This is a genomic window from Streptomyces sp. NPDC043854 (genome assembly GCF_056436005.1).
Window position 1 is genome coordinate 103,742 of record NZ_JBWKDK010000022.1, and the last position, 25,162, is coordinate 128,903.

The following is a 25,162-nucleotide window of genomic DNA, read 5'->3' on the forward strand; positions in this document are numbered from 1 at the left end:
GTGGTCATCGATCTAGGAATTTCCTGCGGGCACGAAAAAGGCCCTGCTCAGCAGGGCCTTGAATAAGATCGAATAATACGCCGGGCAGGAGGGGCTACACGGCCTAGGAGAGTTCGGGGTTCGCCGAAACGGGCCAGCTCATCCGGATGGTTCCGCCCCGCTCACTGGTCGTCACCTCGACGTCGTCGACGAGCCCGCTGATCACCGCGAGCCCCATCTCGTCCTCGGTGTCCGCATCCGGGTCCAGGGCGGCGTCGAGCCCGGGCACGGTGTCTCCCGGCCCGCCGCCCGGCCCGGGGACCTCGTCGCCGACCTCGATGGAGAACAGCTTCTCCTCCTCGGTCAGGACCACCCGTACGGGCGCGGTGAGCCCGTTGCTGAGGTGCAGGCCCACGGCGCGCGAGCAGGCCTCGCCCACCGCGAGGCGGACCTCGTCGAGCACGGCCTCCTCCACGCCGGCCCGCCGTGCCACGGCGGCCGCGACCAGGCGGGCCGTCCGGACGTGCTCGGGCTGGGCGCTGAAGCGCAGTTCAACGGTGGCCATTGCGTCCCCCTCGGACTACGGGCGTGCCTTACAGGGGCCCGGACCGCCCACGGCCCGCGCCCCCGCTGCTCTTCGGCTCCCTCCCCGGGCGCCGCCGCGCGGCGCACCGGGGCGGAACTCGTCAGTCGGTGGCGGCGACGGCGTCCTCCACCGTCGTGTGGATCGGGAACACCTTGGTCAGGCCGGTAATGCGGAAAATCTTCAGGATGCGCTCCTGGTTGCACACCAGGCGCAGCGAGCCCTCGTGCGCACGGACGCGCTTGAGGCCTCCCACGAGCACACCGAGGCCGGTGGAGTCGAGGAAGTCCACCCGCTCCATGTCGACAACCAGGTGGTAGCTGCCGTCGTTCACCAACTCGACCAACTGCTCGCGCAGCTTGGGCGCGGTATACACATCAATCTCGCCACCGACCTCCACGACCGTGCGGTCGCCGACAGTGCGAGTCGACAGGGACAGGTCCACGGATCCTCCAGCACCTTGCTATCGAGCGGCGCCCCCCAGGGGCCTCCCCACCCGAGAGCGGGGGAGGGATTGGCTGCCGCGATGGCATTCAATCACTTACCGGCAGGCGCGCACGACGCCTTCGGACCATTGTCCCGCACGCCGGTGACACACTCGGTTCCAATGGCCAATACTCACCGCCCCGGTCGTCCCACGGCACCCGAGGACCCGCGACCCGCTCCCGACACGGTTCTGGACCGCCTGTCACGGGGGTCTCTTCGAGCTGCGCGCATCACCCATACGGAGCACTTGCCCCGCCGGGAGGGTCGTCATGCCGTGTGGCCCGACCGCATCCGAACGGATGTCGTAGCCGCGATCCGGGCTGCGGGGATCGAACACCCGTGGGCACACCAGGCAGCGGCCGCCGAGCACGCCCTCGACGGCGAGTCCGTGGTCGTCGCCACCGGCACCGCGTCGGGCAAATCGCTGGCCTACCTCGCCCCCGTGCTCTCCGCCCTCGCGGACGGCGCCGAGGCCCCCAACGGGAGGGGTGCGACCGCCCTCTACCTGGCCCCGACCAAGGCTCTGGCCGCCGACCAGCGACGTTCCGTGCGGGAGCTCGCCGCGCCGCTGGGCCACGCGGTCCGGCCCGCCGTCTACGACGGGGACACGCCGGTCGAGGAGCGCGAATGGGTCCGCCAGTACGCGAACTACGTCCTGACCAACCCCGACATGCTGCACCGCGCGATCCTGCCCGGGCACGCCCGCTGGGCCTCCTTCCTGCGCACCCTGCGCTACGTGGTCGTCGACGAGTGCCACACCTACCGGGGCGTCTTCGGCTCCCACGTGGCACAGGTGCTGCGGCGGCTGCGGCGGCTGTGCGCCCGCTACGGCGCCGAGCCGGTCTTCCTGCTGGCCTCCGCCACCGCGAGCGACCCGGCGGCCGCCGCGTCCCGGCTGACCGGCCTCCCGGTCACCGAGGTCGCCGACGACGCCTCGCCGCGCGGGGAGGTGGTCTTCGCCCTGTGGGAGCCGCCGCTGACCGACCTGCGGGGCGAGAAGGGCGCGCCGGTGCGCCGCACCGCCACGGCGGAGACCGCCGACCTGCTGACCGACCTGGTCGTCCAGGGGGTCCGCACGGTGGCCTTCGTCCGCTCCCGACGCGGGGCCGAGCTGATCTCGGTGATCGCCCAGGAGCGGCTCGCCGAGGCGGACCGGTCCCTGCCCCGCCGGGTCGCGGCCTACCGGGGCGGCTACCTGCCCGAGGAGCGCCGCGCGCTGGAGCAGGCCCTGCACTCCGGCGAGCTGCTCGGCCTGGCCGCCACCACCGCCCTGGAGCTGGGCGTGGACGTGGCCGGCCTGGACGCCGTCCTGATCACCGGCTACCCGGGCACCCGGGCCTCGCTGTGGCAGCAGGCGGGCCGGGCCGGGCGTGCGGGACAGGGGGCCCTGGCCGTGCTGATCGCCCGGGACGACCCGCTGGACACCTACCTCGTCCACCATCCGGAGGCCCTGTTCCGCCAACCGGTGGAGGCCACGGTCCTGGACCCGGACAACCCGTACGTCCTGGCCCCGCACCTGTGCGCGGCCGCTGCCGAGTCCCCGCTGACCGAGGACGACCTCGCCCTGTTCGGCCCGGCGGCCACGGGTCTGATGCCGCAGCTGGAGGCGGCGCGGCTGCTGCGCCGCCGGGCCACGGCCTGGCACTGGACGCGCCGGGAGCGGGCGACGGACCTGACCGACATCCGGGGCGGCGGCGGCCGCCCGGTGCAGATCGTCGAGTCCTCCACCGGGCGCCTGCTGGGCACGGTCGACGCGTCCGCGGCGCACACCGCCGTCCACGACGGCGCCGTCCACCTCCACCAGGGCCGCACCTACCTGGTGCAGCGGCTGGACCTGGAGGACTCGGTCGCCCTGGTCGAGGAGGCCAGCCCGCCCTTCTCGACCACCGCCCGCGACACCACCTCCATCTCCGTCCTGGAGACCGAGACCGAGATCCCGTGGGGGGACGCCCGGCTCTGCTTCGGCTCGGTGGAGGTCACCAACCAGGTGGTGTCCTACCTCCGCCGCAAGCTGATCACCGGCGAGGTGCTCGGCGAGGCCAAGCTGGACCTGCCGCCGCGCATCCTGCGCACCCGGGCCGTGTGGTGGACCGTGACCGAGGACCAGCTCGACGAGGCCCGGATCGGCCCGGAGATCCTCGGCGGCGCCCTGCACGCCGCCGAGCACGCCTCCATCGGCCTCCTCCCGCTGTTCGCCACCTGCGACCGCTGGGACATCGGGGGCGTCTCCGTCCCGCTGCACCCGGACACGCTCCTGCCCACGGTCTTCGTGTACGACGGCCACCCCGGCGGAGCCGGCTTCGCGGAGCGGGCCTTCCACACGGCGCTGGCCTGGCTGACGGCCACCCGCGACGCCATCGCCGCCTGCGAGTGCGAGGCCGGCTGCCCGTCCTGCATCCAGTCCCCCAAGTGCGGCAACGGAAACGACCCCCTCCACAAGCGCGGCGCCGTCCGCCTGCTGACCCGCCTGCTGTCCGCGGCCACCTGAGCCCCGCCCCCTGCCCCCGCCGGCCCCGTGGCAGCCTGCGACGGGCCGGGGGCGGCGACAGCCGGCGAGCGGCTCGGGCCGGTGACGGCCGGCGACGGGGCCGGAACGGTGTTTGCCTGCGGGTCGTCCGGGGCGGCGGCCTGCGGCGGGCCGGCTCGGGCGGTGATCGCCGGCCGGAAGGGGCCGGCCGCGGGTCGGGCGGCCACCTCTGCCACCTCGCCCCGGAGGACGCAGGCGGACAGGTCGGCGGCCTGGGCCCGGCCCACCCGGCGGGCGGCGGCGCAGGCGGCCTCCGGGCCGTGCGCCCAGGTCGCCGCCGCGGCCAGGGCCGCCAGGTCGGCGGCGGCCGCGGCTCGGTGGCGGGCCAGCACCGCCTGCCCGAGCAGGAGCACCCCGCCGAAGACCGCCCCCAGCACGGTCGCCACCAGCGCCGCCCACACCGTGGCCGAGCCCCGGTCGCCCCTCATGGCGGCGGCCCCACGCTGTCCTCGGCCAGGGCCACCGCCTGGGCCCCGAGCCGTACCGGCAGCCCGCCCGGCCCCGGCGGCGGCGCCGCCACCCGCACCCGCCACAGGTCCCCCTCCCGTTCCAGCGCCACCTCGGCGCCGGGCGGAGCGGCCGCCCGGGCCGCCGCCACCGCCTGCTCCGCCGGCTCCGACCGGGCCGCCGCCCGGGCACCGGCCCGGGCCGCGTCCACACAGCGGATCTGCGCGGCTGCCGCCATCAGCGCCCACACCAGCAGCGCCGCGAACAGCACCAGCGCGGGAATGACCAGCGCGGCCTCCGCCGTCACATATCCCCGGTCGCTTCCCCGTCCGCCGATACGCCGCGGCTTTCGCTCAGAACGGCACATCGAGCGCCTTCCCGATGGTCGACTGGAGCGCCGAGGACACCACGTCGCTCGTCACCACCTTGTACAGAACGGCTGCGAATGCACACGCCGCGATCGTGCCCATGGCGTATTCGGAAGTGGACATCCCCGCATCGCCCGCCCGGCCGCCGAGCGCCGCCCGCACACGAAACCACATGATCCTCATGACAACCTCCCGCTGATATTCGTTCTTGACGTGATCTCAGTTCTGATTTACCTACCGGGCGTGTTTCGCGATCTCACGTTCCGGAGAGAAGGCCCGAGGCCATTCCGATCACCACCGGAGCCACTCCGACGGCGAGGAACGCGGGGAGGAAACACAGCCCCACCGGTGCGGTGACGTGCACCGCCGCCCGCTGTGCCCGGGCGGCCGCCTGCCGGGACCGCTCCTCCCGCAGGGCGGTCGCCAGCCGTGCGACCGGCTCCGCCGCCGGCGCCCCCGTCCGCGCGGCCCGCTCCAGGCACGCGGCGAGCGCCCCTGCGCCCGGGATCCGCGCCACCCTCCCCCAGGCCGCGCCCGGTTCACCGCCGAGCCGCACCTCCGCCCCGGCCAGCGCCAGCCGCTCGCCCACCGGGCCGCCCAGCGACTCACCCACCGCCTCCGCGGCCTCCACCGGCCCGGCCCCGGCCGCGAGACAGGCGGCCAACAGATCGGCGGCGAAGGGCAGCTGACGCTCCGCCTCCTCCACCCCGGCCCCGGCCGTCCTGCCCGGCATCCGGCGGCGCAGCCACCACGCCGCGGAGGCCGCAGCGCAGCCGGCCGCCGCCCCCGGCGCCCCGCCGACCAGCACCCACACCGCCAGCAGCACCCCCGCCGGGCCCCACCACGCCCCCGCGAGGCCCCGTATCCGCGCCCCGAGGACGGGCCGCCGCCTCTGGGGTCCCGCCGGCAGCAGCGCGGCGACCCTGCGGCGGGCCGTGCGCGCCCGGACGTGTGCCACGACCGCGGACACCGCGCCGAGCACCGCCACCGCGAGGCACAGCGCTGTCCCCAGCCTGTGGACCGCGAGCCCGCCCATCACCGCTCCCCCGTCCGTACGATCCGTCGGCACCACAGCAGCCCGAGCCCCTCCAGGACCCCGCCTGCCAGCAGGCAGCCCCACCCGACCGGGGTGTGCAGCAGCACGCGCAGCGGATCCGCCCCGAGCCCGGTGCCGATCAGCAGCCCGACCAACGGCAGCAGGGCGAGCACCGCCGCCGTCGACCGGGCCCCGGCCAGCTGGGCGCGCAGGGCCTCCCTGCGGTCCCGCTCGGCCCGCAGCGCTCCTTCCAGCCGGTCGAGTCCGGCGGCCAGGCCCGCGCCGCCGTCCACGGAGATCCGCCAGCAGGCGGCCATCCCGGCCAGCCCCTCCGCCCCGGGCTCCCGCGCCGCCTGGCGCAGCGCGGCGGGAACGTCCCCGCCGAACGCGGCGGCGGCCAGCACCGCCGTCTCCGCCGCTCCCGGGCCGCCCGGGCCCGCGACCGTCCGGCGCATCGCCGCCGTCAGGGCCTGCCCGGGCTGGGCCCCGGCCCGCAGTTCGCCCACCGCCGCCCCGCACAGGGCGATCACCTCGGCGGCCCGCGCGGACCGGTCCCGCTCCCGCTGCCGCGCGCGGAGCCAGCGCCGCACCAGGGGCACGGCCGCGGCACCCGCCACCAGCGGGATCACCGAGCCGCCCAGCAGCGCGACCGCGAGCCCCGCCCCGAGGCAGGCCCACTCCCGCCAGCGGACGGCGCGCTCCCTGACCGCGACCAGCAGCCGCTCCCGGCAGGCCGGTCCGCCGGGCACCGCCGGTCCGCCTCCCGCCAGCAGGACCCGGGCCCGCCGGGACACCCGGTCGCCCCCGGACAGCGCCCAGGCGGCCGTCCCGGCGCACAGCACCCCGGCGAACACGGGCACCGGCACCACCCCCGCGCCGTTCACCGCGAACCTCCCAGCAGCGGACGCAGCCGCTCCCAGCCGGACTCCCGCGCGAACCCCCGGGCGGACCAGCGCAGCGCCGGCACGGTGACCACCAGCCCGGTGGCGTCCCGCTCCAGCACGTGCACCTCGGCCACCCGCCGCCGCCCGGCCCGGTCCCGCACCAGGTGGATCACCAGGGTCAGCGCGGCCGCCAACTGGCTGTGCAGGGCGGCCCGGTCGAGGCCCGCGGCGGTTCCGAGCGCCTCCAGCCGGGCCGGGACGTGCCCGGCGGCATTCGCGTGGACAGTGCCGCAGCCGCCTTCGTGTCCCGTGTTCAACGCGGCCAGCAGATCCGCCACTTCGCTTCCCCGCACCTCGCCGACGACCAGCCGGTCCGGCCGCATGCGCAGCGCCTGCCGGACCAGGTCCGCCAGGGTGACCAGACCCGCACCCTCCTGGTTGGCGGGCCGGGTCTCCAGCCGCACCACATGGGGGTGGTCGGGGCGCAACTCGGCGGAATCCTCGGCGAGGACGATCCGCTCACCGGGTCCGACCAGCCCCAGCAGGGCGCTGAGCAGGGTGGTCTTGCCCGTGCCGGTCCCGCCGGAGACGAGGAACGACAGCCGGGCCTCGACCATGTCCCGCAGCAGCCGCTGGCCGCCGGGCGGCAGCGTCCCCGCCGCGACCAGCTCGTCCAGGGTGAACGCCCGCGGCCGCACCACCCGCAGCGACAGGCAGGCCGAGCCGACCGCCACCGGCGGGAGGACCGCGTGCAACCGGGTGCCGTCCGGCAGCCGGGCGTCCACCCAGGGGCGGGCGTCGTCGAGGCGGCGTCCCGCGACGGCGGCCAGCCGCTGGGCGAGCCTGCGCACGGCGTCGGCGTCGGCGAAGGTCACCCCGGTCAGCTCCAGCCCGCCGCCGCGGTCCACCCACACCCGGTCCGGGGCGGCCACCAGCACATCGGTGACCTCGGGGTCGGCGAGCAGCGCCTCCAACGGGCCCGCACCGACCAGTTCGGACCGCAGCTCGGCCGCGGCGCCCAGCACCTCCGCGTCGCCCAGCAGCCGGCCCTGGGCCCGCAGGGCCGCCGCCACCCGGGCCGGGGTCGGCTCCGCCCCGGTCTCGGCGAGCCGCCGGCGCACCGCGTCCAGCAGCACCGTGCTCATGCCGTCACCCCCCGGTCGGCGGCCGGACCGAGGACCCGCCGCCAGAAGCCGTCGCAGAACCGCGCCAGCGCGCCCCGCCCGTGCCCGCCCGGTGGTTCCCCCTCGGCGACCCGCCCCGGGAGCCCCACCTCGACCGGCACCTCCCCGGCCAGCGGCGCCCCCAGCAGCCCGGCCACCGCTTCGGCGTCGAGTCCGCCCGCCGGCCCGCCCCGTACGACCACGCGCACGTCGCGGGCCGCCATCCGCACCCCGGCCGCGACCCGGCCCGCCGCGGCCACCGCCCGCAGCTCGCCCGGTACCACCAGCAGCACCAGGTCGAGCTGGGCCAGTGCCTCGGCGACGGCCTCGTCCACGCGGCGGGGCAGGTCCACCACCACGACCCCGCCGCGGCGGCGCGCAGCGGCGACCACGGAGCGCATGGCGGCGGGCGGCACCACCACCCGGTCCCCGCGGTCCCAGCTCAGTACGCGCAGCGCGTGCAGCTCGGGCAGGGACTCCTCCAGCGCTCCCGCGCCGACCCGGCCGCGGGAACCGGCGAGGTCCGGCCAGCGCAGCCCCTCGGCGCTCTCCCCGCCGAGCAGCACGTCCATGCCGCCGCCGAGCGGGTCGCCGTCGATGAGGATGGTCCGCTCTCCGGCCCGGGCGGCCCTGACGGCCAGGGCGCACGCGAGGGTGGACGCCCCCGCGCCGCCGCTGCCGCCGATGACCCCGACGGCCAGGGCGCTCCTCCCGGCCCCTTCGACCACGTCGGCGATGCGGTCGACGAGCAGGGTCTCGGCGTCGGGGAGCCTCAGCACCTCCTCGGCGCCGATCTCCACCGCGCGCTGCCACACGAGGGGGTCGTCCAGGTCCCTGCCGACGAGGAGGACCCCGGGCCGGCGCGGCGCCCCGCGCACCCGGCGGGCGGCGTCGTCCCCGACGAGGACGAGCGGCGCGGTGTCCCACCCGACGTTTCCGGCCGGACCGCCGGTGCTGTCGGGCGGCCCGCCGGCGCTCCCCGGCGGCCCCGCGGTGCCCTCGCCGACGGCCCCGCCGCCTCCGCTTCGCCCGGGCACCGCGTGGTGCACGTGGGGTTCGGCGCCTGCTGCCGCGCACAGCCGCAGCAGGTCGTCGAGGAGCAGCGGGTCCTCGGTGATGATCAGCGGCCGGCCGCCCGCGGGCGCCGGCCCGCCCTCCGGAGCCACCGGCCTGATTCCGTCTGACCCGGCCCGCTCGCGCAGTTCACACGACTTCGATCCAGCCACGGTCTCCGCCCCCTTCTCACCGCAAATCCCAGTGCCGCGGACTTCGCGGCCGGAATCACCGTGCAGCGATCCGGAAAAAGAAGTGGATCTTGCTCGAAAACCGTGGACAACGGGAACCTTGTGAATAACTCCGTCACTCCAACAGGTGAGTTCCGGAGCGCGGCGGAACCACTACGCACCGTAACGAGTCTGATGGGGTGAGGGCCTCGACCACGCAGGCCCGCCGAGGAGGGAGGGCCGCGGGAATGGGCACCCGGCACCGGAGGCGAGGACGCGAACCGCGTCCGGACATGCGACGACCCCCGCCGGGGGGGAGAGCGGGGGTCGTCCCCACGGTCCGACTCGGGGGGGGAGGAGCCAGACCGGGTTAGCACGGTCGCGAACGATCCGTGACTTCCATGGTGTACCCGAGAGCCTTCTCAGGCAAACCCACGCGCCACACCTTACGCCGAATGGTGGGCGCATATGCTCGGGGCGTGGAAATCCAGCCCTTGCCGCACTCGTCGCCCCGCACCGCAGCCTTCTTCGACCTGGACAAGACGGTCATTGCGAAGTCAAGCACTCTGACGTTCAGCAAGTCCTTCTACCACGGCGGTCTGATCAACCGCCGGGCCGTACTGCGCACCGCATACACCCAGTTCATCTACCTGGTCGGCGGCGCGGACCACGATCAGATGGAGCGGATGCGGGAGTACCTGTCCGGGCTCTGCAAGGGGTGGAACGTCCAGCAGGTGCGCGAGATCGTCGCCGAAACCCTGCACGACCTCATCGATCCGCTGATCTACGACGAGGCCGCCTCCCTCATCGAGGCCCACCACACCGCGGGCCGCGATGTCGTGATCGTCTCGACGTCCGGTGCAGAGGTGGTCGAGCCGATCGGCGAGATGCTCGGCGCGGACCGGGTCGTCGCCACGCGGATGGTCATCGGCGAGGACGGCTGCTTCACCGGCGAGATCGAGTACTACGCGTACGGCCCCACCAAGGCCGAGGCCGTGCGGGAGCTGGCCGAGTCCGAGGGCTACGACCTGTCCCGGTGCTACGCGTACAGCGACTCGGTGACCGACATCCCCATGCTGGAGGCGGTCGGCCACCCCCACGCCGTCAATCCCGACCGCGCGCTGCGGCGCGAGGCGGTGGCGCGCGAGTGGCCGGTGCTGGTGTTCAACCGGCCGGTGCGGCTGAAGCAGCGGCTCCCCGGGCTGTCCATGCCCACCCGCCCGGCGCTGGTCGCCGCCGCGGCGGTGGGTGCGGCCGCGGCCACCGCCGGGCTGGTCTGGTACGCGAACCGGCGCCGCTCCGGCGCGCTGGCCGCCGCCGCAGCCGCCGCCACCGCGGGCACCGCCGCAGCCGCGGCCGCCTCCGCCTGAGCCGCACCGCCGGCCCCGGACCTGCCGCACCGCACGCCCGCGGCCGAGCGGCCGCGGGCGGCGGCCGGCGGCGGCCGGCCCGGGGCCCCGACCTGCACGGACACGCCCGTCCGGTTCGTCCGCGATCATCCTGGAAAGTAAAAAAATCAGCCAGGGGTTCCGCTTGCCACCGAAGCGGAGTACAAAGGAATCACGGCCCGCGAGACCGAAGAACATCCGAGAGGATCATCTTTAAGAACGCAGTAGAGGCCCACGGACCGAATTGCAGGAACGCCGAGCACCCACGCGACGTCGACCCGTCGATTACGGGCCAGCCACACCAGGAAAGCGGGCAAAGACCCCGACCTGATGGGCGCATATCGAGGACGCTTGGTAACTGGGCGTGAATGCCAGCGGCGGCACCACAGCAGGACGGTGTCGCCGCAACCCTGTGTACGGACCTGCGTACGGGCCCTCGGGCGCTACGCCGCGCCGCGCTGCAGCGCCTCGCAGACCGCCGTCGTCTCCCGGACGCCCAGCTCCACGGCCCGCCCGCAGTGCGCGATCCACTGCGCCACGCCCTCCGGGGTCCCGGACACGTAGCCGGCGAAGGCCGTCAGGTACGCATCCCGCCCCAGCTCCGCGTGGCCGACCTCCGCCGGGCAGACCGCCTTCGGGTCGAGACCGCTGTTGATCAGCACGATGCGCTCGGCCGCCCGCGCGACCAGCCCGTTGTACGAGGCGAACGGGCGCAGCGCCAGCAGCTCCCCGTGCACCACCGCCGACAGCACCAGCGCCGGGGCCGCGGTGCCCGCGATCACCAGCCTCGACAGGCCGTCCAGCCGGCCGGCGACCTCGTCGGCGGAGGGCAGCGGCTCCCCGACCAGGGGCTCGTCCACCGGCTCGCCGGCCAGGCGGGGCCGGCCGACCACATCGCCGTCGGCCGTCGACCCGGAGGCGACCAGGTGCAGGCGGGCCAGCACGCGCAGCGGCGACTGCCGCCAGATGCTCAGCAGCTGCCCGGCCTCGGCCGTGAGCCGCAGGGCGGCACCGACGGTGCGCGCCTCGGGGTCCGCGCCGAAGTCGGTGCGGCGGCGCACCTCTTCCAGCGCCCAGTCCGCCCCGGACAGCGCCGCGCTCCCGCGGGCCCCGCGGAGGGCGGCCTCGGAGGTGAGCTCCGCGCTGCGGCGGCGCATGATCCGGTGCCCGTACACCCGGTCCACGGCCTTGCGTACGGAGTCCACGGTCTCGGCAACGCCCGGGAGCGAACCCAGGGCGGCCAGCGGGTCGGCAGCGCTACTCATAAGTAGGGAGACTACGCACTCGACGCCCTCGGCACCGACCCCCCTTGGAGTGGTCTTCTTCACTCGGATGCGCCACCCAAAGCGATACAGCGGCTACGCTTCGTGAACATGAAGATCGCTTTCGTGGGAAAGGGCGGCAGCGGCAAGACGACCCTGTCCTCCCTGTTCATCCGCCACCTCGCCGCAGCCGGGGCCGCGGTCGTCGCGGTGGACGCCGACATCAACCAGCACCTGGGCGCCGCGCTCGGCCTCGACGAGGAGCAGGCGGCCGCGCTGCCTGCCCTCGGCGCGCACCTGCCGCTGATCAAGGAGTACCTGCGGGGCTCCAACCCGCGGATCGCGTCGGCCGATTCGATGATCAAGACGACGCCGCCGGGCGCGGGCTCGCGCCTGCTGCGGGTGACCGAGGACAACCCGGTGTACGAGGCCTGCGCGCGCCCGGTGCCGCTCGACGGGAGGCCCGTACGGCTGATGGCGACCGGGCCGTTCACCGAGTCGGACCTGGGCGTTGCCTGCTACCACTCCAAGGTCGGGGCGGTGGAGCTCTGCCTCAACCACCTGGTCGACGGGGCGGACGAGTACGTCGTCGTCGACATGACCGCCGGCTCGGACTCCTTCGCCTCGGGCATGTTCACCCGCTTCGACGTGACGTTCCTCGTCGCCGAGCCGACGCGCAAGGGCGTCTGCGTCTACCGCCAGTACAAGGAGTACGCCCGGGACTTCGGGATCGCGCTCAAGGTCGTCGGCAACAAGGTGCAGGGCCCGGACGACGTGGCGTTCCTGCGGGACGAGGTGGGCGAGGACCTGCTGGTGACCGTCGGGCACTCGGACTGGGTGCGGGCGATGGAGAAGGGCCGGCCGCCCGCGTTCGGGCAGCTGGAGGCGGACAACCGGCAGGCCCTCCAGGTCCTGCGGGAGGCGGTCGACGGCTCGTACGCCCTGCGCGACTGGGAGCGGTACACGGCGCAGATGGTGCACTTCCACCTGCGGAACGCGGAGAGCTGGGGCAACGCGAAGACCGGGGTCGACCTGGCGGCCCAGGTCGACCCCGGATTCGTCCTGCGCGAGGAGGCCGGCGGCGCGCCGGGGGCGGCGCAGGCGCTCAGTCCTCGCCCGCATCCGCTGCAGCCGGCTCCGTGTCCGGCTCCGCAGCCGGCTTGACCCCGGTGGGGGCGGTCGGCTCGGCCGGCGGCCCCGCCGTCAGGAACTTCGTCCAGCCCTCCTTCGGTGCTTCGCCGACGTCGAGGGTGCGCAGCCACTCCAGGACCTTCGGGTCCTGTGCGTCCAGCCAGTCGGCGAGCTCGCGGAAGGGCACGCAGCGGACGTCCGGGCGCGTGCAGACGGTCTTGATGGTCTCCTCGACGGCGCGCATGTAGGTGCCGCCGTTCCAGGACTCGAAGTGGTTGCCGATGATCAGGGGCGCGCGGTTGCCCCCGTAGGCCCGCTCGAAGGCCTGGAGCAGGCCGTCGCGCATCTGGTTGCCCCAGTAGGCGTGCTGCGAGGGGTCGCCCTGCGTGGCCGTACCGGACTGGTGGACCAGGTAGTTGTAGTCCATGCTCAGGGTTTCGAAGGCGCGGCCGGGCAGGGGCACCAGCTGGAGCGGCAGGTCCCACAGGCCGTCGGTCTTCTTCGGCCAGACCTGCTTGCTGATGCCGCTCGAGTCGTAGCGGAAGCCGCCCATCTCCTTGGCCGCGAGCATGAAGTTCTTCTGGCCTTCGAGGCAGGGGGTGCGGGCGCCGATGAGCTCCTTGTCGTAGTCGAAGGGGAGCGCTTCCATGTCCTTCAGGCCGGCGTTGGTCTTCCAGTTCTTGACGAAGGACTTGGCCTGGGTGATCTCGCTCTTCCACTCCTCGACGGACCAGGTGCCGACGCCGCCGTCGGGGCCGCAGAAGTGGCCGTTGAAGTGGGTGCCGATCTCGTTGCCCTCCAGCCATGCGGCGCGGAGCTGCACGGTGGTGTCCCTGATGCCCTGGAGGTCGCCGAAGCCGATTTCGGAGCTGCCGGACGAGTGCTGCGGGGCGGTGTAGAGGGAACGTTTCTCCTCCGGGAGCAGGTACACGCCGCTGAGGAAGTACGTCATCCGGGCGTTGTACCTCTTGCCGACCTCGCGGAAGTGCGAGAAGAGCCTCTGGCTGTCCTCGCCGGCCCCGTCCCACGAGAACACCACGAACTGCGGCGGCTTCTCGCCGGGCTTCAGCCTGCGCACCTTCTGCACGTTCGGCTGCGGGCCGGTGAACGCGGTCGAGCCGTCGCCGATGGGCCGGTTCACACTGCCGGGGGCCTGCGGGGCGGCGGCGCCCTTCTTCACCCGGGGCCGGGCGGACTCCGAGCTGCTGCAGCCGGCGGCCCCCAGAACCAGGGCCATGGCGACCAGGCCGCCGGCGGTCTTCTTCGTGGCGGCGATCATCCGTCCACCTCTCCTCCAGTTGCACCGCGGGACTTCGCTTCCGCGCCGCAACGTCCCACGCGACCCACCTCGGAGAAGGTATGACAAGCCGTACAAAATGCTTAATCACCCATGAGGGGGATTCTCTCGGCCATTCGCCCGTATCGTCTTTCGCAGAGCTTTACTCTGCATTACCTTTCGTTTACTGAGTGTTGGAACTTCTGACAGCTTTACACCGCCATCGACCGATTCCCGCCGCTTCATCCCTCACAGAGGAGACGGGACCGTGACAGCCACTTCCTTCCCCAAGCGCCCATCCGACGAGCTCGGCAACACGCCCGGCGAGAAGCCCCGAACCGACCTCGCGGCGGACCTGTCCGCCTCCCTGACCGTGTTCCTGATCGCCCTGCCGCTCTCCCTCGGCATCGCGCTGGCCACCGGCGCCCCGCTCCAGGCCGGCCTGGTGGCCGCGGCCGCCGGCGGCATCGTGGCCGGGTGCCTGGGCGGCGCGCCGCTCCAGGTCAGCGGTCCCGCCGCCGGACTCACCGTCGTCACCGCGGAGTTGATCCAGCGCTACGGCTGGCGCACGACCTGCGCCATCACCGTGCTCGCGGGCTGCTGCCAGCTGGGGCTCGCCGCCCTGCGCACCGCCCGGTCCGCGCTGATGGTGAGCCCCGCCATCGTGCACGGCATGCTCGCGGGCATCGGGGTCACGATCGCCCTGGCCCAGCTGCACATCGTGCTCGGCGGCACGCCGCAGAGCTCGGCCGTCGCCAACGTCAAGGGGCTGCCGGGCCAGTTGGCCGACATCCACCCGACCGCGCTCGGCGTCAGCGCGCTGACCCTGGCCGTCCTGCTCGGCTGGCCGCGGCTCCCGGGGCGGCAGGGCCGGGCCCTGCGCAAGGTGCCGGCCGCGCTCGCCGCCGTCGCCACCGCCACCGCCTGCGCGGCACTGGGCGGGCTCAGCCTGCCGCGGGTGGACCTGCCGTCCTGGCGCAGCCACGCCCTGCCCGAGCTGCCCGAGGGCCCGGTCCTCGGCCTCATCGCCGCCGCCCTGACGATCACCCTGGTCGGCAGCGTGGAGTCCCTGCTGTCCGCGGTCGCCACGGACAAGCTGATCGCCTCCGAGCGCCGTACGGCCGACCGGCCGCCGCGCGCCGACCTCGACCGGGAGCTGCGCGGCCAGGGTGCGGCGAACATCGTCTCCGGAGCGTGCGGCGGACTGCCGATCACCGGTGTGGCCGTGCGCAGCGTGGCCAACGTCAAGTCCGGGGCGGCCAGTCGGAAATCGGCCATGTTGCACGGCCTGTGGGTGGTGCTCGCGGCCGCGCTGCTGGTCCCGGCCCTCGACCTGATCCCGCTGGCGGCGCTGGCCGCGCTCGTGATGGCGGTCGGGGTGCAGATGGTCAGCATCACGCACATGCGCAACATCACCCGACACCGGGAGTTCCTGGTGTACGCCACGACGGTCGTGGCCGTGGTGCTCGGCGGCGTCCTGGAGGGCGTCGCCATCGGGATCGCGGCGGCCGTGGCCGTGGCCCTGCACCGGCTGACCCGGACCCGGATCACCGTGGAGGAGCGGGACGGCGCCCACCACGTGTGGGTGCGCGGGCAGTTGACGTTCCTCGCGGTGCCGAGGCTGAGCCGGATGCTGAACCAGGTCCCGCACCGGGGGCACGTGGTCATCGAGCTGGACGGCTCGTTCATGGACCACGCCGCGTACGAGACGCTCCAGGACTGGCAGGACTCCCATCTGGCGCACGGCGGTTCACTGGAGGTGACGGGCCGCCCGGCGGCGGCCTCCGGCGCCGCCGCCCTGGACGCCGACGAACCGGACGGCGACCGGCCGGACGGGGGTGGGCCCGACGGCGACCGGCCGGACGGCGGCCGGCCCGGCGCCGCCCCCAGGGCGGGCGGCGAGCTCGGCGCCCGGCGGGACGGCCACCACTGCTGCCGGCCCTGGACCCCGTGGAAGAACCACTGCGACCACCGGACCCCGGCCCCGCGCACCCGCGGCGCCAGCCGGCTCGCCAGCGGCATCACCGCCTTCCAGCGGGACACCGCCCCGCACGTCCGCGACGAGCTCGCCCGGCTGGCCCGCGAGGGGCAGCGGCCCTCGCAGCTCTTCCTGACCTGTGCGGACTCCCGCCTCGTGACCAGCATGATCACGGCCAGCGGTCCGGGCGACCTGTTCACCGTCCGCAACGTCGGCAACCTGGTCCCCCTGCCGGGAGCCGAGACCTCGGACGACTCCGTCGCGGCGGCCATCGAGTACGCGGTGGACGTGCTGAGGGTGGACAGCATCACCGTGTGCGGACACTCCGGCTGCGGCGCCATGCAGGCCCTGCTCAACTCCGTCCCGGGGGACCCGGCGACCCCGCTGAGCCGGTGGCTGCGGCACGGCCTGCCCAGCCTGAGGCGGATGGACAGCCGCCACCACGCCTGGGCCCGGATCTCGGGCCGGCTCCCCGCGGACGCCGTCGAACAGCTGTGCCTGACGAATGTGGTGCAGCAGCTGGAGCACCTCAGGGCGCACGAATCGGTGGCCCGGCGACTCGCCGACGGCACGCTGGAGCTGCACGGAATGTACTTCCACGTGGGCGAGGCCCAGGCCTACCTGCTGTCGGAGGGAGAGGATTTTTTCGACTGCCGGGTTTTTGACACTGTCGGCCAACACGCCTGACGCCAGGGCGGCCTGAACCGATAACCTCCCGTATCCGTGCAACCGGTCGACCCCTTCCCGCGCCCTGCGGCGGGAAGGGGCCGCTCGCGCGCGCGGCCCCGGCGCGCTATAGGTCTAAACCAATTCTGGGCCAACCCTTGTCACCTGGGCGCCCGACTGATGAGCTATGCCCAAGGGGACGCAACGGACACCCTGGGAAAGGGAGATGTCGTGAGCAACGAGAGCCTGGCCAATCTGCTCAAGGAGGAGCGGCGGTTCGCACCGCCCGCCGATCTGGCCGCCGCCGCCAATGTGACGACAGCGGCGTACGCAGAGGCCGAGGCGGACCGGCTGGGCTTCTGGGCCGAGCAGGCCCGCCGCCTCACCTGGGCTGTGGAGCCGACCGAGACCCTCGACTGGACCAACCCGCCCTTCGCCAAGTGGTTCACGGACGGCAGGCTGAACGTCGCCTACAACTGCGTGGACCGGCACGTCGAGGCCGGCCACGGCGACCGCGTCGCCCTCTACTTCGAGGGCGAGCCGGGCGACAGCCGCGCGATCACCTACGCCGAGCTCAAGGACGAGGTCTCCCGGGCCGCGAACGCCCTGACCGAGCTGGGCATCGGGGCCGGCGACCGGGTCGCGGTCTACCTGCCCATGATCCCCGAGGCCGTCGTGGCGATGCTCGCCTGCGCCCGGATCGGCGCCGCGCACTCGGTGGTCTTCGGCGGCTTCTCCGCCGACGCCGTGGCCTCCCGCATCCAGGACGCCGACGCCAAGCTGGTCATCACCGCCGACGGCGGCTACCGCCGCGGCAAGCCCTCCGCCCTCAAGCCCGCCATCGACGAGGCCGTCGCCAAGTGCCCGCAGGTCGAGCACGTGCTCGTGGTGCGCCGCACCGGCCAGGAGACCGCCTTCACCGAGGGCCGCGACCTGTGGTGGGACGAGACGGTCGGCCGCCAGTCCGCCGAGCACGCACCGCAGGCCTTCGACGCCGAGCACCCGCTGTTCATCCTCTACACCTCGGGGACCACGGGTAGGCCCAAGGGCATCCTGCACACCTCCGGCGGCTACCTGACGCAGGCCTCCTACACCCACCACGCCGTCTTCGACCTCAAGCCGGAGACCGACGTCTACTGGTGCACCGCCGACATCGGCTGGGTGACCGGCCACTCCTACATCGTCTACGGGCCGCTCTCCAACGGCGCCACGCAGGTGCTGTACGAGGGCACGCCGGACACCCCGCACCAGGGCCGGTTCTGGGAGGTCGTGCAGAAGTACGGCGTCACCATCCTGTACACCGCGCCCACCGCGATCCGCACGTTCATGAAGTGGGGCGACGACATCCCCGCGAAGTTCGACCTGTCGAGCCTGCGCGTGCTCGGCTCGGTCGGCGAGCCGATCAACCCCGAGGCCTGGATCTGGTACCGCAAGCACATCGGCGGCGACCGCTGCCCGATCGTGGACACCTGGTGGCAGACCGAGACCGGCGCGATGATGATCTCGCCGCTGCCCGGCGTCACCGAGACCAAGCCCGGCTCGGCGCAGCGCGCGCTGCCCGGCATCGGCGCCACGGTCGTGGACGACGAGGGCAACGAGGTCCCGAACGGCGGTGGCGGCTACCTGGCCCTCACCGAGCCGTGGCCGTCGATGCTGCGCACCATCTGGGGCGACGACCAGCGCTTCGTGGACACCTACTGGTCCCGCTTCGAGGGCCGCTACTTCGCGGGCGACGGCGCCAAGAAGGACCAGGACGGCGACATCTGGCTGCTGGGCCGGGTGGACGACGTGATGCTGGTCTCCGGCCACAACATCTCCACCACCGAGGTGGAGTCGGCGCTCGTCTCGCATCCCGCGGTCGCCGAGGCGGCCGTCGTGGGCGCCGCCGACGAGACCACCGGCCAGGCCATCGTCGCCTTCGTCATCCTGCGCGGCACGGCCAGCGAGGACGAGGCCCTGGTCGCGGACCTCCGCAACCACGTGGGCGCCACCCTCGGCCCCATCGCCAAGCCGAAGCGCATCCTGCCCGTCGCGGAGCTGCCCAAGACCCGCTCCGGCAAGATCATGCGGCGTCTGCTGCGCGACGTGGCGGAGAACCGCGAGCTCGGCGACGTCACCACGCTGTCCGACTCCTCGGTCATGGGCCTCATCCAGAGCAAGCTGCCCACGGCCGGCAGCGAGGACTGAGCCCGGGCCGGGCCCGGCCCGGCCCGGCCCGGCAGGGATCGGGCCTGGCAGGGATCGGGCCTGGCAGGGATCGGGCCTGGCAGGGATCGGAGCCGGAAAGGGGCATCCAGCGCGACGCGCCGGATGCCCCTTTCGCACATAAGGTGATGATCACCCGATTCGTCCCTGCGCGCTCCTGTACGGTTAGGGAAACGTAAAAACGCAGGTGCGCCGGGAAGTCTGGTCGGCAACGAGTTCCGCCATGCCGTCCCACCACCCGGAGGTGCCCTCTCGTGGCCGCGCCCCGCTCCACCGACCGCCGCAGCCGCACGTTCCCCGGCCTTCTCTCCCTGCCCGAACGGCGTTTCGTGGCCGATGCCCTGCGCACCGAGACGGTTGGCGGCGTCCTGCTCCTCGTGGCCGCGGTCGCCGCCCTGCTGTGGGCCAACATCCCCGCCTTCGGCGACAGCTACGAGGCCGTCCGCAGCCTCCACATCGGCCCTGCCGCCCTCGGCCTCGACCTGTCGCTCCAGCACTGGGCGGCCGACGGCCTGCTCGCCCTCTTCTTCTTCGTCGCCGGCATCGAGCTCAAGCGCGAGCTCGTCGCGGGCGACCTGCGCGACCCCAAAGCGGCCGCGCTCCCGGTGATCGCCGCCGTCTGCGGCATGGCCACGCCCGCGGCGGTATACGCCCTCGTCAACGTCATCGGCGGCGGGTCGACGGACGGCTGGGCGGTCCCGACCGCCACCGACATCGCCTTCGCCCTCGCCGTCCTCGCGGTCATCGGCACCTCGCTGCCGTCCGCCCTGCGCGCCTTCCTGCTGACCCTCGCCGTCGTCGACGACCTCTTCGCGATCCTGATCATCGCGGTCTTCTTCACCAGCGACATCAGCTTCCCGCAGCTCGGAGGCGCGCTCCTCGGCCTGGTCCTGTTCTGGTTCCTGCTGCGCAAGGGCGTGCACGGCTGGTACGTGTACGTCCCGCTCGCCCTGGCCATCTGGGGCCTGATGTACAACAGCGGCGTCCACGCGACCATCGCCGGCGTCGCCATGGGCCTGATGCTGCGCTGCACCCGCCGGAAGGGCGAGAAGCGTTCCCCCGGCGAGCACATCGAGCACCTGGTCCGCCCCCTCTCGGCCGGCCTCGCCGTCCCGCTCTTCGCGCTGTTCTCCGCCGGGGTCGCCCTCTCCGGCGGAGCCATCGGGCAGGTCTTCACCCGGCCCGAGCCTCTCGGCGTCGTCCTCGGCCTGGTCGTCGGCAAGACGGTGGGCATCTTCGCCGGCACCTGGCTGGCCGCCCGCTTCACCCGGGCCGAGCTGAACGAGGACCTCGCCTGGCCCGACGTGTTCGCCGTGGCCTCGCTCGCCGGCATCGGCTTCACGGTCTCCCTGCTGATCGGCGAGCTCGCGTTCGCCGGGGACCCGGTCCTCACGGACGAGGTCAAGGCCGCCGTGCTCATCGGCTCCTTCATCGCCGCCACCGTCGCCTGCGTCCTGCTCAAGCTGCGCGACCGCACGTACCGGGCCCTGACCGAGGCCGAGGAGCGCGACGAGGACCTCGACGGCATCCCCGACATCTACGAGGAGCACAACCCGGACTACCACCTGCGGATGGCGCGGATCCACGAGGAGAAGGCCGCGGCGCACCGGCGCAAGGCCGCGGCCGCCGCGCCGACCGAAGGGGCGGCCGGGTCCAGCGGCGGCGGCGACCGTCCGGCATGATCTGAACTGACGCAGTGACCGACGGGGGACAGCCGCCGGCCGACGACAGAGGGAGAGAGCGATGAGTGCAGTGGACCAAGGGGCGCAAGGAGCCGAGCGCACACTCGGCCAGCTGGTCGCCTCGGCCACCGCCGAGATGTCCGCCCTGGTGCACGACGAGATCGCCCTCGCCAAGGCGGAGCTCCGCGAGGACGTCCGGCGCGGCGCCACCGGCGGCATCGCCATCTCGATCGCCGGGGTGTTCGCCCTCTTCTCCCTGCCGGTGCTGAGCTTCGCCGCGGCGTACGGGATCCACAACCTCGGGCTCGGCCTGGCCTGGTCCTTCCTCATCGTCGGCGTGGCGTTCCTGCTGCTCGCGGGCCTGCTCGCGCTGATCGCCACGTCCAAGTTCAAGAAGGTCAAGCCGCCGGAGAAGTCCATCGCCTCCTTCAAGGAGACTGCGGCCGTCCTCCAGACCGTCAAGCCGCACCCGCGGCCGGTGAGTGACCAAGCTGTGGGTGTGGCACGCTCGTCCTCATGACAGCGACCGCACCGGACTCCAGCCCCCCGCCCACCGCCGCCACGGCGGTGCGCCTCGACGGCCCCTGGACGCACCGGGACGTCGCGGCCAACGGGGCCCGGTTCCACGTCGCCGAGCTGGGTGACGGGCCGCTGGTGCTGCTGCTCCACGGCTTCCCGCAGTTCTGGTGGACCTGGCGGCACCAGCTGACCGCGCTCGCCGAGGCCGGGTACCGCGCCGTCGCGATGGACCTGCGCGGGGTGGGCGGCAGCGACCGCACCCCGCGCGGCTACGACCCCGCCAACCTGGCGCTCGACGTCACCGGCGTCATCCGGTCCCTCGGCGAGCCGGACGCCGCCCTGGTGGGGCACGACCTGGGCGGGTACCTCGCCTGGACGGCGGCCGTGATGCGGCCCAAGCTGGTGCGCCGGCTCGCCGTCTCCTCCATGCCGCACCCGCGGCGCTGGCGCTCGGCCATGCTGTCGGACTTCGGACAAACCAGGGCGAGTTCCCACATCTGGGGCTTCCAGCGGCCGTTCATCCCCGAACGGCAGCTCGTCGCCGACGACGGGGCCCTCGTCGGGCAGCTGATCCGGGACTGGTCGGGGCCGCGGCTCCAGGAGGACGGGGCCGAGGAAGACCTCGCCGTGTACCGGCGGGCGATGCGCATCCCGTCCACCGCGCACTGCTCGATCGAGCCGTACCGCTGGATGATGCGCTCCATGGCCCGGCCGGACGGGCTCCAGTTCAACCGCCGGATGAAGATGCCGGTGCAGGTGCCGACCCTGCACCTGCACGGCTCGCTCGACCCGGTGATGCGCACGCGCAGCGCCGCGGGCTCCGGCGAGTACGTCGAAGCCCCGTACCGCTGGCGGCTGTTCGACGGGCTCGGGCACTTCCCGCACGAGGAGGACCCCGTCGCCTTCTCCACCGAGCTCGTGAACTGGCTCAAGGACCCGGAGCCCGACCGGTGACCCCGGTGCTCCGCCCCGCCCGTGCGGCTGCGGCCATCTGACGGATTGCCGTTCCGACTGTCCTACGGTCCTTCAATTGCCCGGCGCATAGGCCAATTGGCAGCGCCGGACGGGGTTACCGACCTTGGCGCCCGGGCACAGCTCGTTGTATGGGCTGGACGCACGACCACGGTGACACCACACACGACCGCCGCCCGGCAGTGACGCCGGGCGGGCACGGGAGGACCGGCCGCGAGGGCCGCGACCCCCGACTCGGAATTCCGCGCATCCTGCGCCGCCGGGCCCGCTGGGTGTCGGCCCGGCTGCGCCATCCACGGACGTAGCCGGGCCCAAGGATCACCGTCCGTACGGGTCACCGTTTGTACGGCTCGCCCGTCCGTACGGCTCGCCCGTCCGCACGGCTCACAGGGCGCAGCCCTGGCTGTCGGCCCGCCGTTCGGCGACCTTCCCGATCCGGATGTCGTCGCGGACCTCGTCCGCCGTCAGCGCGTAGCCGGTGTTCGGGTCGTCGAGGGACTTCGCGAAGACGACCCCGTACACCTTGCCGTCCGAGGTCAGCAGCGGGCCGCCGGAGTTGCCCTGGCGGACGGTCGCGAACAGCGAGTACACGTCGCGGCGGACGGTGCCCCGGTGGTAGATGTCCGGGCCGTTGGCGTTGATCCGGCCGCGGACACGCGCCGAGCGGACGTCGTACGCGCCGTTCTCCGGGAAGCCCGCGACGATCGCGTCGCTGCCGCTCACCGCGTCCTTGTCGGCCCACTCCAGCGGCGGCGCCTTCAGCTTGGGCACGTCGAGGACGGCGATGTCGCGCTCCCAGTCGTAGAGCACGACCTTCCCGTCGTACAGCTTGCCCTCGCCGCCGATCTGCACGGTCGGCTCGGTGACGCCGCCGACGACGTGGGCGTTGGTCATGACCTTGCCGGGGGCGAAGACGAAGCCGGTGCCCTCCAGCACCTTGCTGCAACTGGGCGCGGTGCCGACGACCTTCACGATCGAGCGCTTGGCGGCCCCGGCGACGGGGCTCTGCGCCAGCGCCGGGTCGGGCGCCCTGACCTCGGTGATGGGCTCGTTGGAGAACGGGCTGAAGACCTGCGGGAAGCCGTTCTGGGCGAGGGTGGAGGTGAAGTCCGAGAACCAGGTGCCGGCCTGGGCGGGCAGCACCCGCGACACCCCCAGCAGCACCTTGGAGTTGCGGACCTCCTTGCCCAGCGTGGGCAGCGAGGTGCCGGCGAGCGCCGACCCGATGAGCCATGCGACGAGCAGCATCGCGATGACGTTCACCAGGGCGCCGCCGGTGGCGTCGAGGACCCGCGCGGGCGACCACGTGATGTGGCGGCGCAGGCGGTTGCCGAGGTGGGTGGTGAAGGCCTGTCCGATGGAGGCGCAGACGATGACGACGACGACGGCGACCACCACGACCGTGGTGGACACCCTCGTGCCGTTGTCGGTCACCTTGTCCCAGACCAGCGGGAGGACGGACATGGCGACGAGGCCACCGCCCAGGAAGCCGATCACCGACAGGATGCCGACGACGAAACCCTGGCGGTAGCCGACGATCGCGAACCACACGGCAGCGAGCAGCAGCAGGATGTCCAGCACGTTCACGTGGGCCACCGTCTCATGCGCGCCAGTCGAGCGGGACCTGCCTCGACCGGTCCCATGGGCGCTCCCAGCCTGCGAAGTGCAGCATCCGATCGATCACTCCGGCGGTGAAACCCCAGACCAGAGCGTTGTTCACGGTGAAAGCGGGGCCCAGGTGGCCACTGGGGTGCACGGCGGTGGCGCGGTTCGCGGGGTCCGTGAGATCGGCCACGGGCACGGTGAAGACGCGGGCCGTCTCGCCCGGGTCCACGGCGCCCACCGGGCTCGGCTCGCGCCACCAGCCCAGGACCGGGGTCACGACGAACTCGCTGACCGGGATGTACAGGCGGGGCAGCACCCCGAAGAGCTGGACCCCGGCCGGGTCGAGCCCGGTCTCCTCCTCGGCCTCGCGCAGCGCCGCGTTCAGCGGGCCGGTGGTGTGCGGGTCGCCGTCCTCCGGGTCGAGGGCGCCGCCGGGGAAGGAGGGCTGGCCGGGGTGCGAGCGCAGGCTCCCGGCCCGCTCCATGAGCAGCAGTTCGGGGCCGGAGGGGCCCTCGCCGAAGAGGATGAGGACCGCGGACTGGCGGCCCCGGCCGTCCTCGGGCGGCAGGAACCGGCTGAGCTGGGTCGGGCGGACCGTGCGCACGGCCTCCACGACGGGGTCCAGCCAGTCGGGCAGGCCCCGGGTGCTCAGGCGCAGGTCGCGGCGCCCGGCGGAGCCCTGACCGAAGCCCGGCCCGAAGCCCGGCCCGAAGCCCTGCCCGGAGACCGGCCCGGAGACCCGCGCCGGAGGCGCGGCCGCCTGGGCCACTCCGCTGTCGTCCCGCGCTCCGCGCGTCATAGGCACCCCTGCTTCCTGGAGTCGCTGTTGCCGGCACCGGCCCGGCACGTCCCGACGCCGTACCGTCACCGGGACAACGCCGCCCCGGTCCGGATTCGTTCCACCGGGCCGCCGCCGTGGGCGGCGGCCCGCGCCTGCTCAGACCGCTGCCGGGGCTCCGCCCAGGGGCGGGGCCGGAAGGCCCGGGTAGTCCGGCGGCGGGTTCAGCCGCTGGCCCGGCTGTCCGCCCTTCTCGTACTTCAGCAGCTTCTTCGCCTTCTCCGGGTCCGTCTCGCCCTCCCCGTACGCGGGGCAGAGCGGGGCGATCGGGCAGGCGCCGCAGGCCGGCCGGCGCGCATGGCACATCCGGCGGCCGTGGAAGACGACGCGGTGCGAGAGCATCGTCCACTCGCTCTTCGGGAAGATCGCGCAGATCTCCGCCTCGATCTTCTCCGGGTCCTCCTGCTCGGTCCACTTCCAGCGCCGCACCAGCCGCCCGAAGTGGGTGTCCACGGTGATCCCGGGGACCCCGAACGCATTGCCCAGCACCACGTTGGCCGTCTTGCGGCCGACGCCGGGCAGGGTCACCAGGTCCTCCAGGCGGCCCGGGACCTCCCCGCCGAAGTCGTCCCGCAGGGCCTGCGAGAGGCCGAGGAGGGCCTTGGCCTTCGCCCGGAAGAACCCGGTCGGCCGGATGATCTCCTCCAGCTCCTCGGGCACGGCGGCCGCCATGTCCTCCGGGGTCGGATACGCGGCGAAGAGGGCCGGGGTCGTCTGGTTGACGCGCAGGTCCGTCGTCTGGGCGGACAGGACGGTCGCGACCAGCAGCTCGAAGGGGTTCCGGAAGTCGAGTTCGGGATGGGCGTACGGGTAGAGCTCGGCCAGCTCCCGGTTGATCCGGCGGGCGCGGCGCACCATGGCCAGACGGGATTCCGTTTTCTTGGCCGAAGCTTTGCCCGGGGGCTTCGGCGGGGCCTTCTCGGGCTTCCCGAGCCGCTCGGGTG

At 73.6% G+C, this 25,162-nt stretch carries 21 protein-coding genes and 1 pseudogene; 8 read left to right on the forward strand and 14 right to left on the reverse strand.

Annotated elements, in window-relative coordinates; genetic code table 11:
* Positions 1-103: 103 nt before the first annotated feature.
* Together AC068A_RS21145 and bldG are read right to left on the reverse strand one after the other, a co-directional pair.
* Positions 104-544, reverse strand: coding sequence for an ATP-binding protein (locus AC068A_RS21145; RefSeq protein ID WP_478587014.1), 441 nt, complete (start codon positions 542-544; stop codon positions 104-106).
* 121 nt (positions 545-665) lie between these two features.
* The gene (gene bldG, locus AC068A_RS21150; protein WP_030152678.1) at positions 666-1,007 is read right to left on the reverse strand and encodes an anti-sigma factor antagonist BldG; all 342 of its coding nucleotides are present in this window, start codon (positions 1,005-1,007) and stop codon (positions 666-668) included.
* 81 nt (positions 1,008-1,088) lie between these two features.
* Between bldG and AC068A_RS21155 the strand changes: the two genes are divergently transcribed.
* Positions 1,089-3,536, forward strand: a complete 2,448-nt coding sequence (locus tag AC068A_RS21155; protein ID WP_478587016.1) for a DEAD/DEAH box helicase — start codon at positions 1,089-1,091, stop codon at positions 3,534-3,536.
* A 158-nt stretch (positions 3,537-3,694) separates the two neighbouring features.
* Here the strand turns inward: AC068A_RS21155 and AC068A_RS21160 are convergent.
* The 7 genes and pseudogenes from AC068A_RS21160 to ssd all read right to left on the reverse strand — a co-directional run.
* Positions 3,695-4,003: pseudogene (locus AC068A_RS21160) on the reverse strand (Rv3654c family TadE-like protein); the annotation flags it as partial.
* Positions 4,000-4,389 carry a TadE family type IV pilus minor pilin gene (locus tag AC068A_RS21165; RefSeq protein WP_478587018.1) on the reverse strand — a complete coding sequence of 130 codons (390 nt, stop codon included), beginning with the start codon at positions 4,387-4,389 and terminating at the stop codon, positions 4,000-4,002. The pseudogene AC068A_RS21160 and the gene AC068A_RS21165, both read right to left, overlap by 4 nt.
* A complete protein-coding gene (locus AC068A_RS21170; protein WP_478587020.1) occupies positions 4,376-4,573 on the reverse strand; it encodes a DUF4244 domain-containing protein in 198 nt (65 codons plus the stop codon). The genes AC068A_RS21165 and AC068A_RS21170 overlap by 14 nt, the downstream gene beginning before the upstream one ends.
* Positions 4,574-4,646: 73 nt before the next feature.
* The gene (locus tag AC068A_RS21175) at positions 4,647-5,426 is read right to left on the reverse strand and encodes a type II secretion system F family protein (RefSeq protein WP_478587022.1); all 780 of its coding nucleotides are present in this window, start codon (positions 5,424-5,426) and stop codon (positions 4,647-4,649) included.
* Positions 5,426-6,310 (reverse strand): type II secretion system F family protein, encoded by an 885-nt coding sequence (locus AC068A_RS21180; protein ID WP_478587024.1) that lies wholly within the window; start codon positions 6,308-6,310, stop codon positions 5,426-5,428. Before AC068A_RS21180 ends, AC068A_RS21175 begins: the two co-directional genes overlap by 1 nt.
* The gene (locus tag AC068A_RS21185; RefSeq protein WP_478587026.1) at positions 6,307-7,455 is read right to left on the reverse strand and encodes a TadA family conjugal transfer-associated ATPase; all 1,149 of its coding nucleotides are present in this window, start codon (positions 7,453-7,455) and stop codon (positions 6,307-6,309) included. The genes AC068A_RS21180 and AC068A_RS21185 overlap by 4 nt, the downstream gene beginning before the upstream one ends.
* A complete protein-coding gene (ssd, locus tag AC068A_RS21190) occupies positions 7,452-8,648 on the reverse strand; it encodes a septum site-determining protein Ssd (RefSeq protein ID WP_478587070.1) in 1,197 nt (398 codons plus the stop codon). The genes AC068A_RS21185 and ssd overlap by 4 nt, the downstream gene beginning before the upstream one ends.
* A gap of 503 nt (positions 8,649-9,151) precedes the next feature.
* Here ssd and AC068A_RS21195 point away from each other — a divergent pair.
* A complete protein-coding gene (locus AC068A_RS21195; protein WP_478587028.1) occupies positions 9,152-10,066 on the forward strand; it encodes an HAD family hydrolase in 915 nt (304 codons plus the stop codon).
* A gap of 461 nt (positions 10,067-10,527) precedes the next feature.
* Here AC068A_RS21195 and AC068A_RS21200 read toward each other — a convergent pair whose 3' ends face one another.
* Positions 10,528-11,349, reverse strand: coding sequence for a Fic family protein (locus AC068A_RS21200; protein WP_478587030.1), 822 nt, complete (start codon positions 11,347-11,349; stop codon positions 10,528-10,530).
* A gap of 108 nt (positions 11,350-11,457) precedes the next feature.
* Between AC068A_RS21200 and AC068A_RS21205 the strand changes: the two genes are divergently transcribed.
* Entirely contained in the window at positions 11,458-12,510 is a 1,053-nt protein-coding gene (locus AC068A_RS21205) for an ATP-binding protein (protein ID WP_478587032.1), read from the forward strand.
* Here AC068A_RS21205 and AC068A_RS21210 read toward each other — a convergent pair.
* Positions 12,452-13,756, reverse strand: coding sequence for a polysaccharide deacetylase family protein (locus AC068A_RS21210; RefSeq protein WP_478587034.1), 1,305 nt, complete (start codon positions 13,754-13,756; stop codon positions 12,452-12,454). The genes AC068A_RS21205 and AC068A_RS21210 overlap by 59 nt on opposite strands.
* A 265-nt stretch (positions 13,757-14,021) precedes the next feature.
* Here AC068A_RS21210 and AC068A_RS21215 point away from each other — a divergent pair, with 265 nt between their 5' ends.
* From AC068A_RS21215 to AC068A_RS21235, 5 genes are all read left to right on the forward strand, one after another.
* On the forward strand, positions 14,022-16,418 hold the full coding sequence (locus AC068A_RS21215; protein ID WP_478587036.1) for a SulP family inorganic anion transporter: 2,397 nt from the start codon (positions 14,022-14,024) through the stop codon (positions 16,416-16,418).
* Positions 16,419-16,628: 210 nt separating this feature from the next.
* Positions 16,629-18,584: an acetate--CoA ligase gene (acs, locus tag AC068A_RS21220; RefSeq protein WP_478587038.1), complete on the forward strand. Its 1,956-nt coding sequence runs from the start codon at positions 16,629-16,631 to the stop codon at positions 18,582-18,584.
* Positions 18,585-18,856: 272 nt separating this feature from the next.
* On the forward strand, positions 18,857-20,284 hold the full coding sequence (nhaA, locus tag AC068A_RS21225) for a Na+/H+ antiporter NhaA (RefSeq protein WP_478587040.1): 1,428 nt from the start codon (positions 18,857-18,859) through the stop codon (positions 20,282-20,284).
* 61 nt (positions 20,285-20,345) lie between these two features.
* Complete coding sequence (locus AC068A_RS21230) at positions 20,346-20,804, forward strand: phage holin family protein (RefSeq protein WP_478587042.1); 459 nt, start codon at positions 20,346-20,348, stop codon at positions 20,802-20,804.
* A complete protein-coding gene (locus AC068A_RS21235) occupies positions 20,801-21,757 on the forward strand; it encodes an alpha/beta fold hydrolase (protein WP_478587044.1) in 957 nt (318 codons plus the stop codon). The genes AC068A_RS21230 and AC068A_RS21235 overlap by 4 nt, the downstream gene beginning before the upstream one ends.
* 402 nt (positions 21,758-22,159) lie before the next feature.
* On the opposite strand, the gene AC068A_RS21240 is transcribed toward AC068A_RS21235, so the two are convergent.
* From AC068A_RS21240 to nth, 3 genes are all read right to left on the reverse strand, one after another.
* A complete protein-coding gene (locus AC068A_RS21240; RefSeq protein WP_478587046.1) occupies positions 22,160-23,362 on the reverse strand; it encodes a MarP family serine protease in 1,203 nt (400 codons plus the stop codon).
* A 13-nt stretch (positions 23,363-23,375) separates the two neighbouring features.
* Positions 23,376-24,179 carry an NUDIX hydrolase gene (locus tag AC068A_RS21245; protein ID WP_478587048.1) on the reverse strand — a complete coding sequence of 268 codons (804 nt, stop codon included), beginning with the start codon at positions 24,177-24,179 and terminating at the stop codon, positions 23,376-23,378.
* A 138-nt stretch (positions 24,180-24,317) separates the two neighbouring features.
* Entirely contained in the window at positions 24,318-25,076 is a 759-nt protein-coding gene (nth, locus tag AC068A_RS21250) for an endonuclease III (protein WP_478587072.1), read from the reverse strand.
* Positions 25,077-25,162 lie beyond the last annotated feature (86 nt).

What these genes read in the sequence shown, in the direction of transcription:
- AC068A_RS21145 (WP_478587014.1), bottom strand. Translation starts at nt 544, where the DNA reads ATGGCCACCGTTGAACTGCGCTTCAGCGCCCAGCCCGAGCACGTCCGG.
- AC068A_RS21155 (WP_478587016.1), top strand. Translation starts at nt 1,089, where the DNA reads ATGGCATTCAATCACTTACCGGCAGGCGCGCACGACGCCTTCGGACCA.
- AC068A_RS21165 (WP_478587018.1), bottom strand. Translation starts at nt 4,389, where the DNA reads ATGTGCCGTTCTGAGCGAAAGCCGCGGCGTATCGGCGGACGGGGAAGC.
- AC068A_RS21170 (WP_478587020.1), bottom strand. Translation starts at nt 4,573, where the DNA reads ATGAGGATCATGTGGTTTCGTGTGCGGGCGGCGCTCGGCGGCCGGGCG.
- AC068A_RS21175 (WP_478587022.1), bottom strand. Translation starts at nt 5,426, where the DNA reads ATGGGCGGGCTCGCGGTCCACAGGCTGGGGACAGCGCTGTGCCTCGCG.
- AC068A_RS21185 (WP_478587026.1), bottom strand. Translation starts at nt 7,455, where the DNA reads ATGAGCACGGTGCTGCTGGACGCGGTGCGCCGGCGGCTCGCCGAGACC.
- AC068A_RS21195 (WP_478587028.1), top strand. Translation starts at nt 9,152, where the DNA reads ATGGTGGGCGCATATGCTCGGGGCGTGGAAATCCAGCCCTTGCCGCAC.
- AC068A_RS21200 (WP_478587030.1), bottom strand. Translation starts at nt 11,349, where the DNA reads ATGAGTAGCGCTGCCGACCCGCTGGCCGCCCTGGGTTCGCTCCCGGGC.
- AC068A_RS21205 (WP_478587032.1), top strand. Translation starts at nt 11,458, where the DNA reads ATGAAGATCGCTTTCGTGGGAAAGGGCGGCAGCGGCAAGACGACCCTG.
- AC068A_RS21210 (WP_478587034.1), bottom strand. Translation starts at nt 13,756, where the DNA reads ATGATCGCCGCCACGAAGAAGACCGCCGGCGGCCTGGTCGCCATGGCC.
- AC068A_RS21230 (WP_478587042.1), top strand. Translation starts at nt 20,346, where the DNA reads ATGAGTGCAGTGGACCAAGGGGCGCAAGGAGCCGAGCGCACACTCGGC.
- AC068A_RS21235 (WP_478587044.1), top strand. Translation starts at nt 20,801, where the DNA reads ATGACAGCGACCGCACCGGACTCCAGCCCCCCGCCCACCGCCGCCACG.
- AC068A_RS21245 (WP_478587048.1), bottom strand. Translation starts at nt 24,179, where the DNA reads ATGACGCGCGGAGCGCGGGACGACAGCGGAGTGGCCCAGGCGGCCGCG.
- nth (WP_478587072.1), bottom strand. Translation starts at nt 25,076, where the DNA reads ATGGTGCGCCGCGCCCGCCGGATCAACCGGGAGCTGGCCGAGCTCTAC.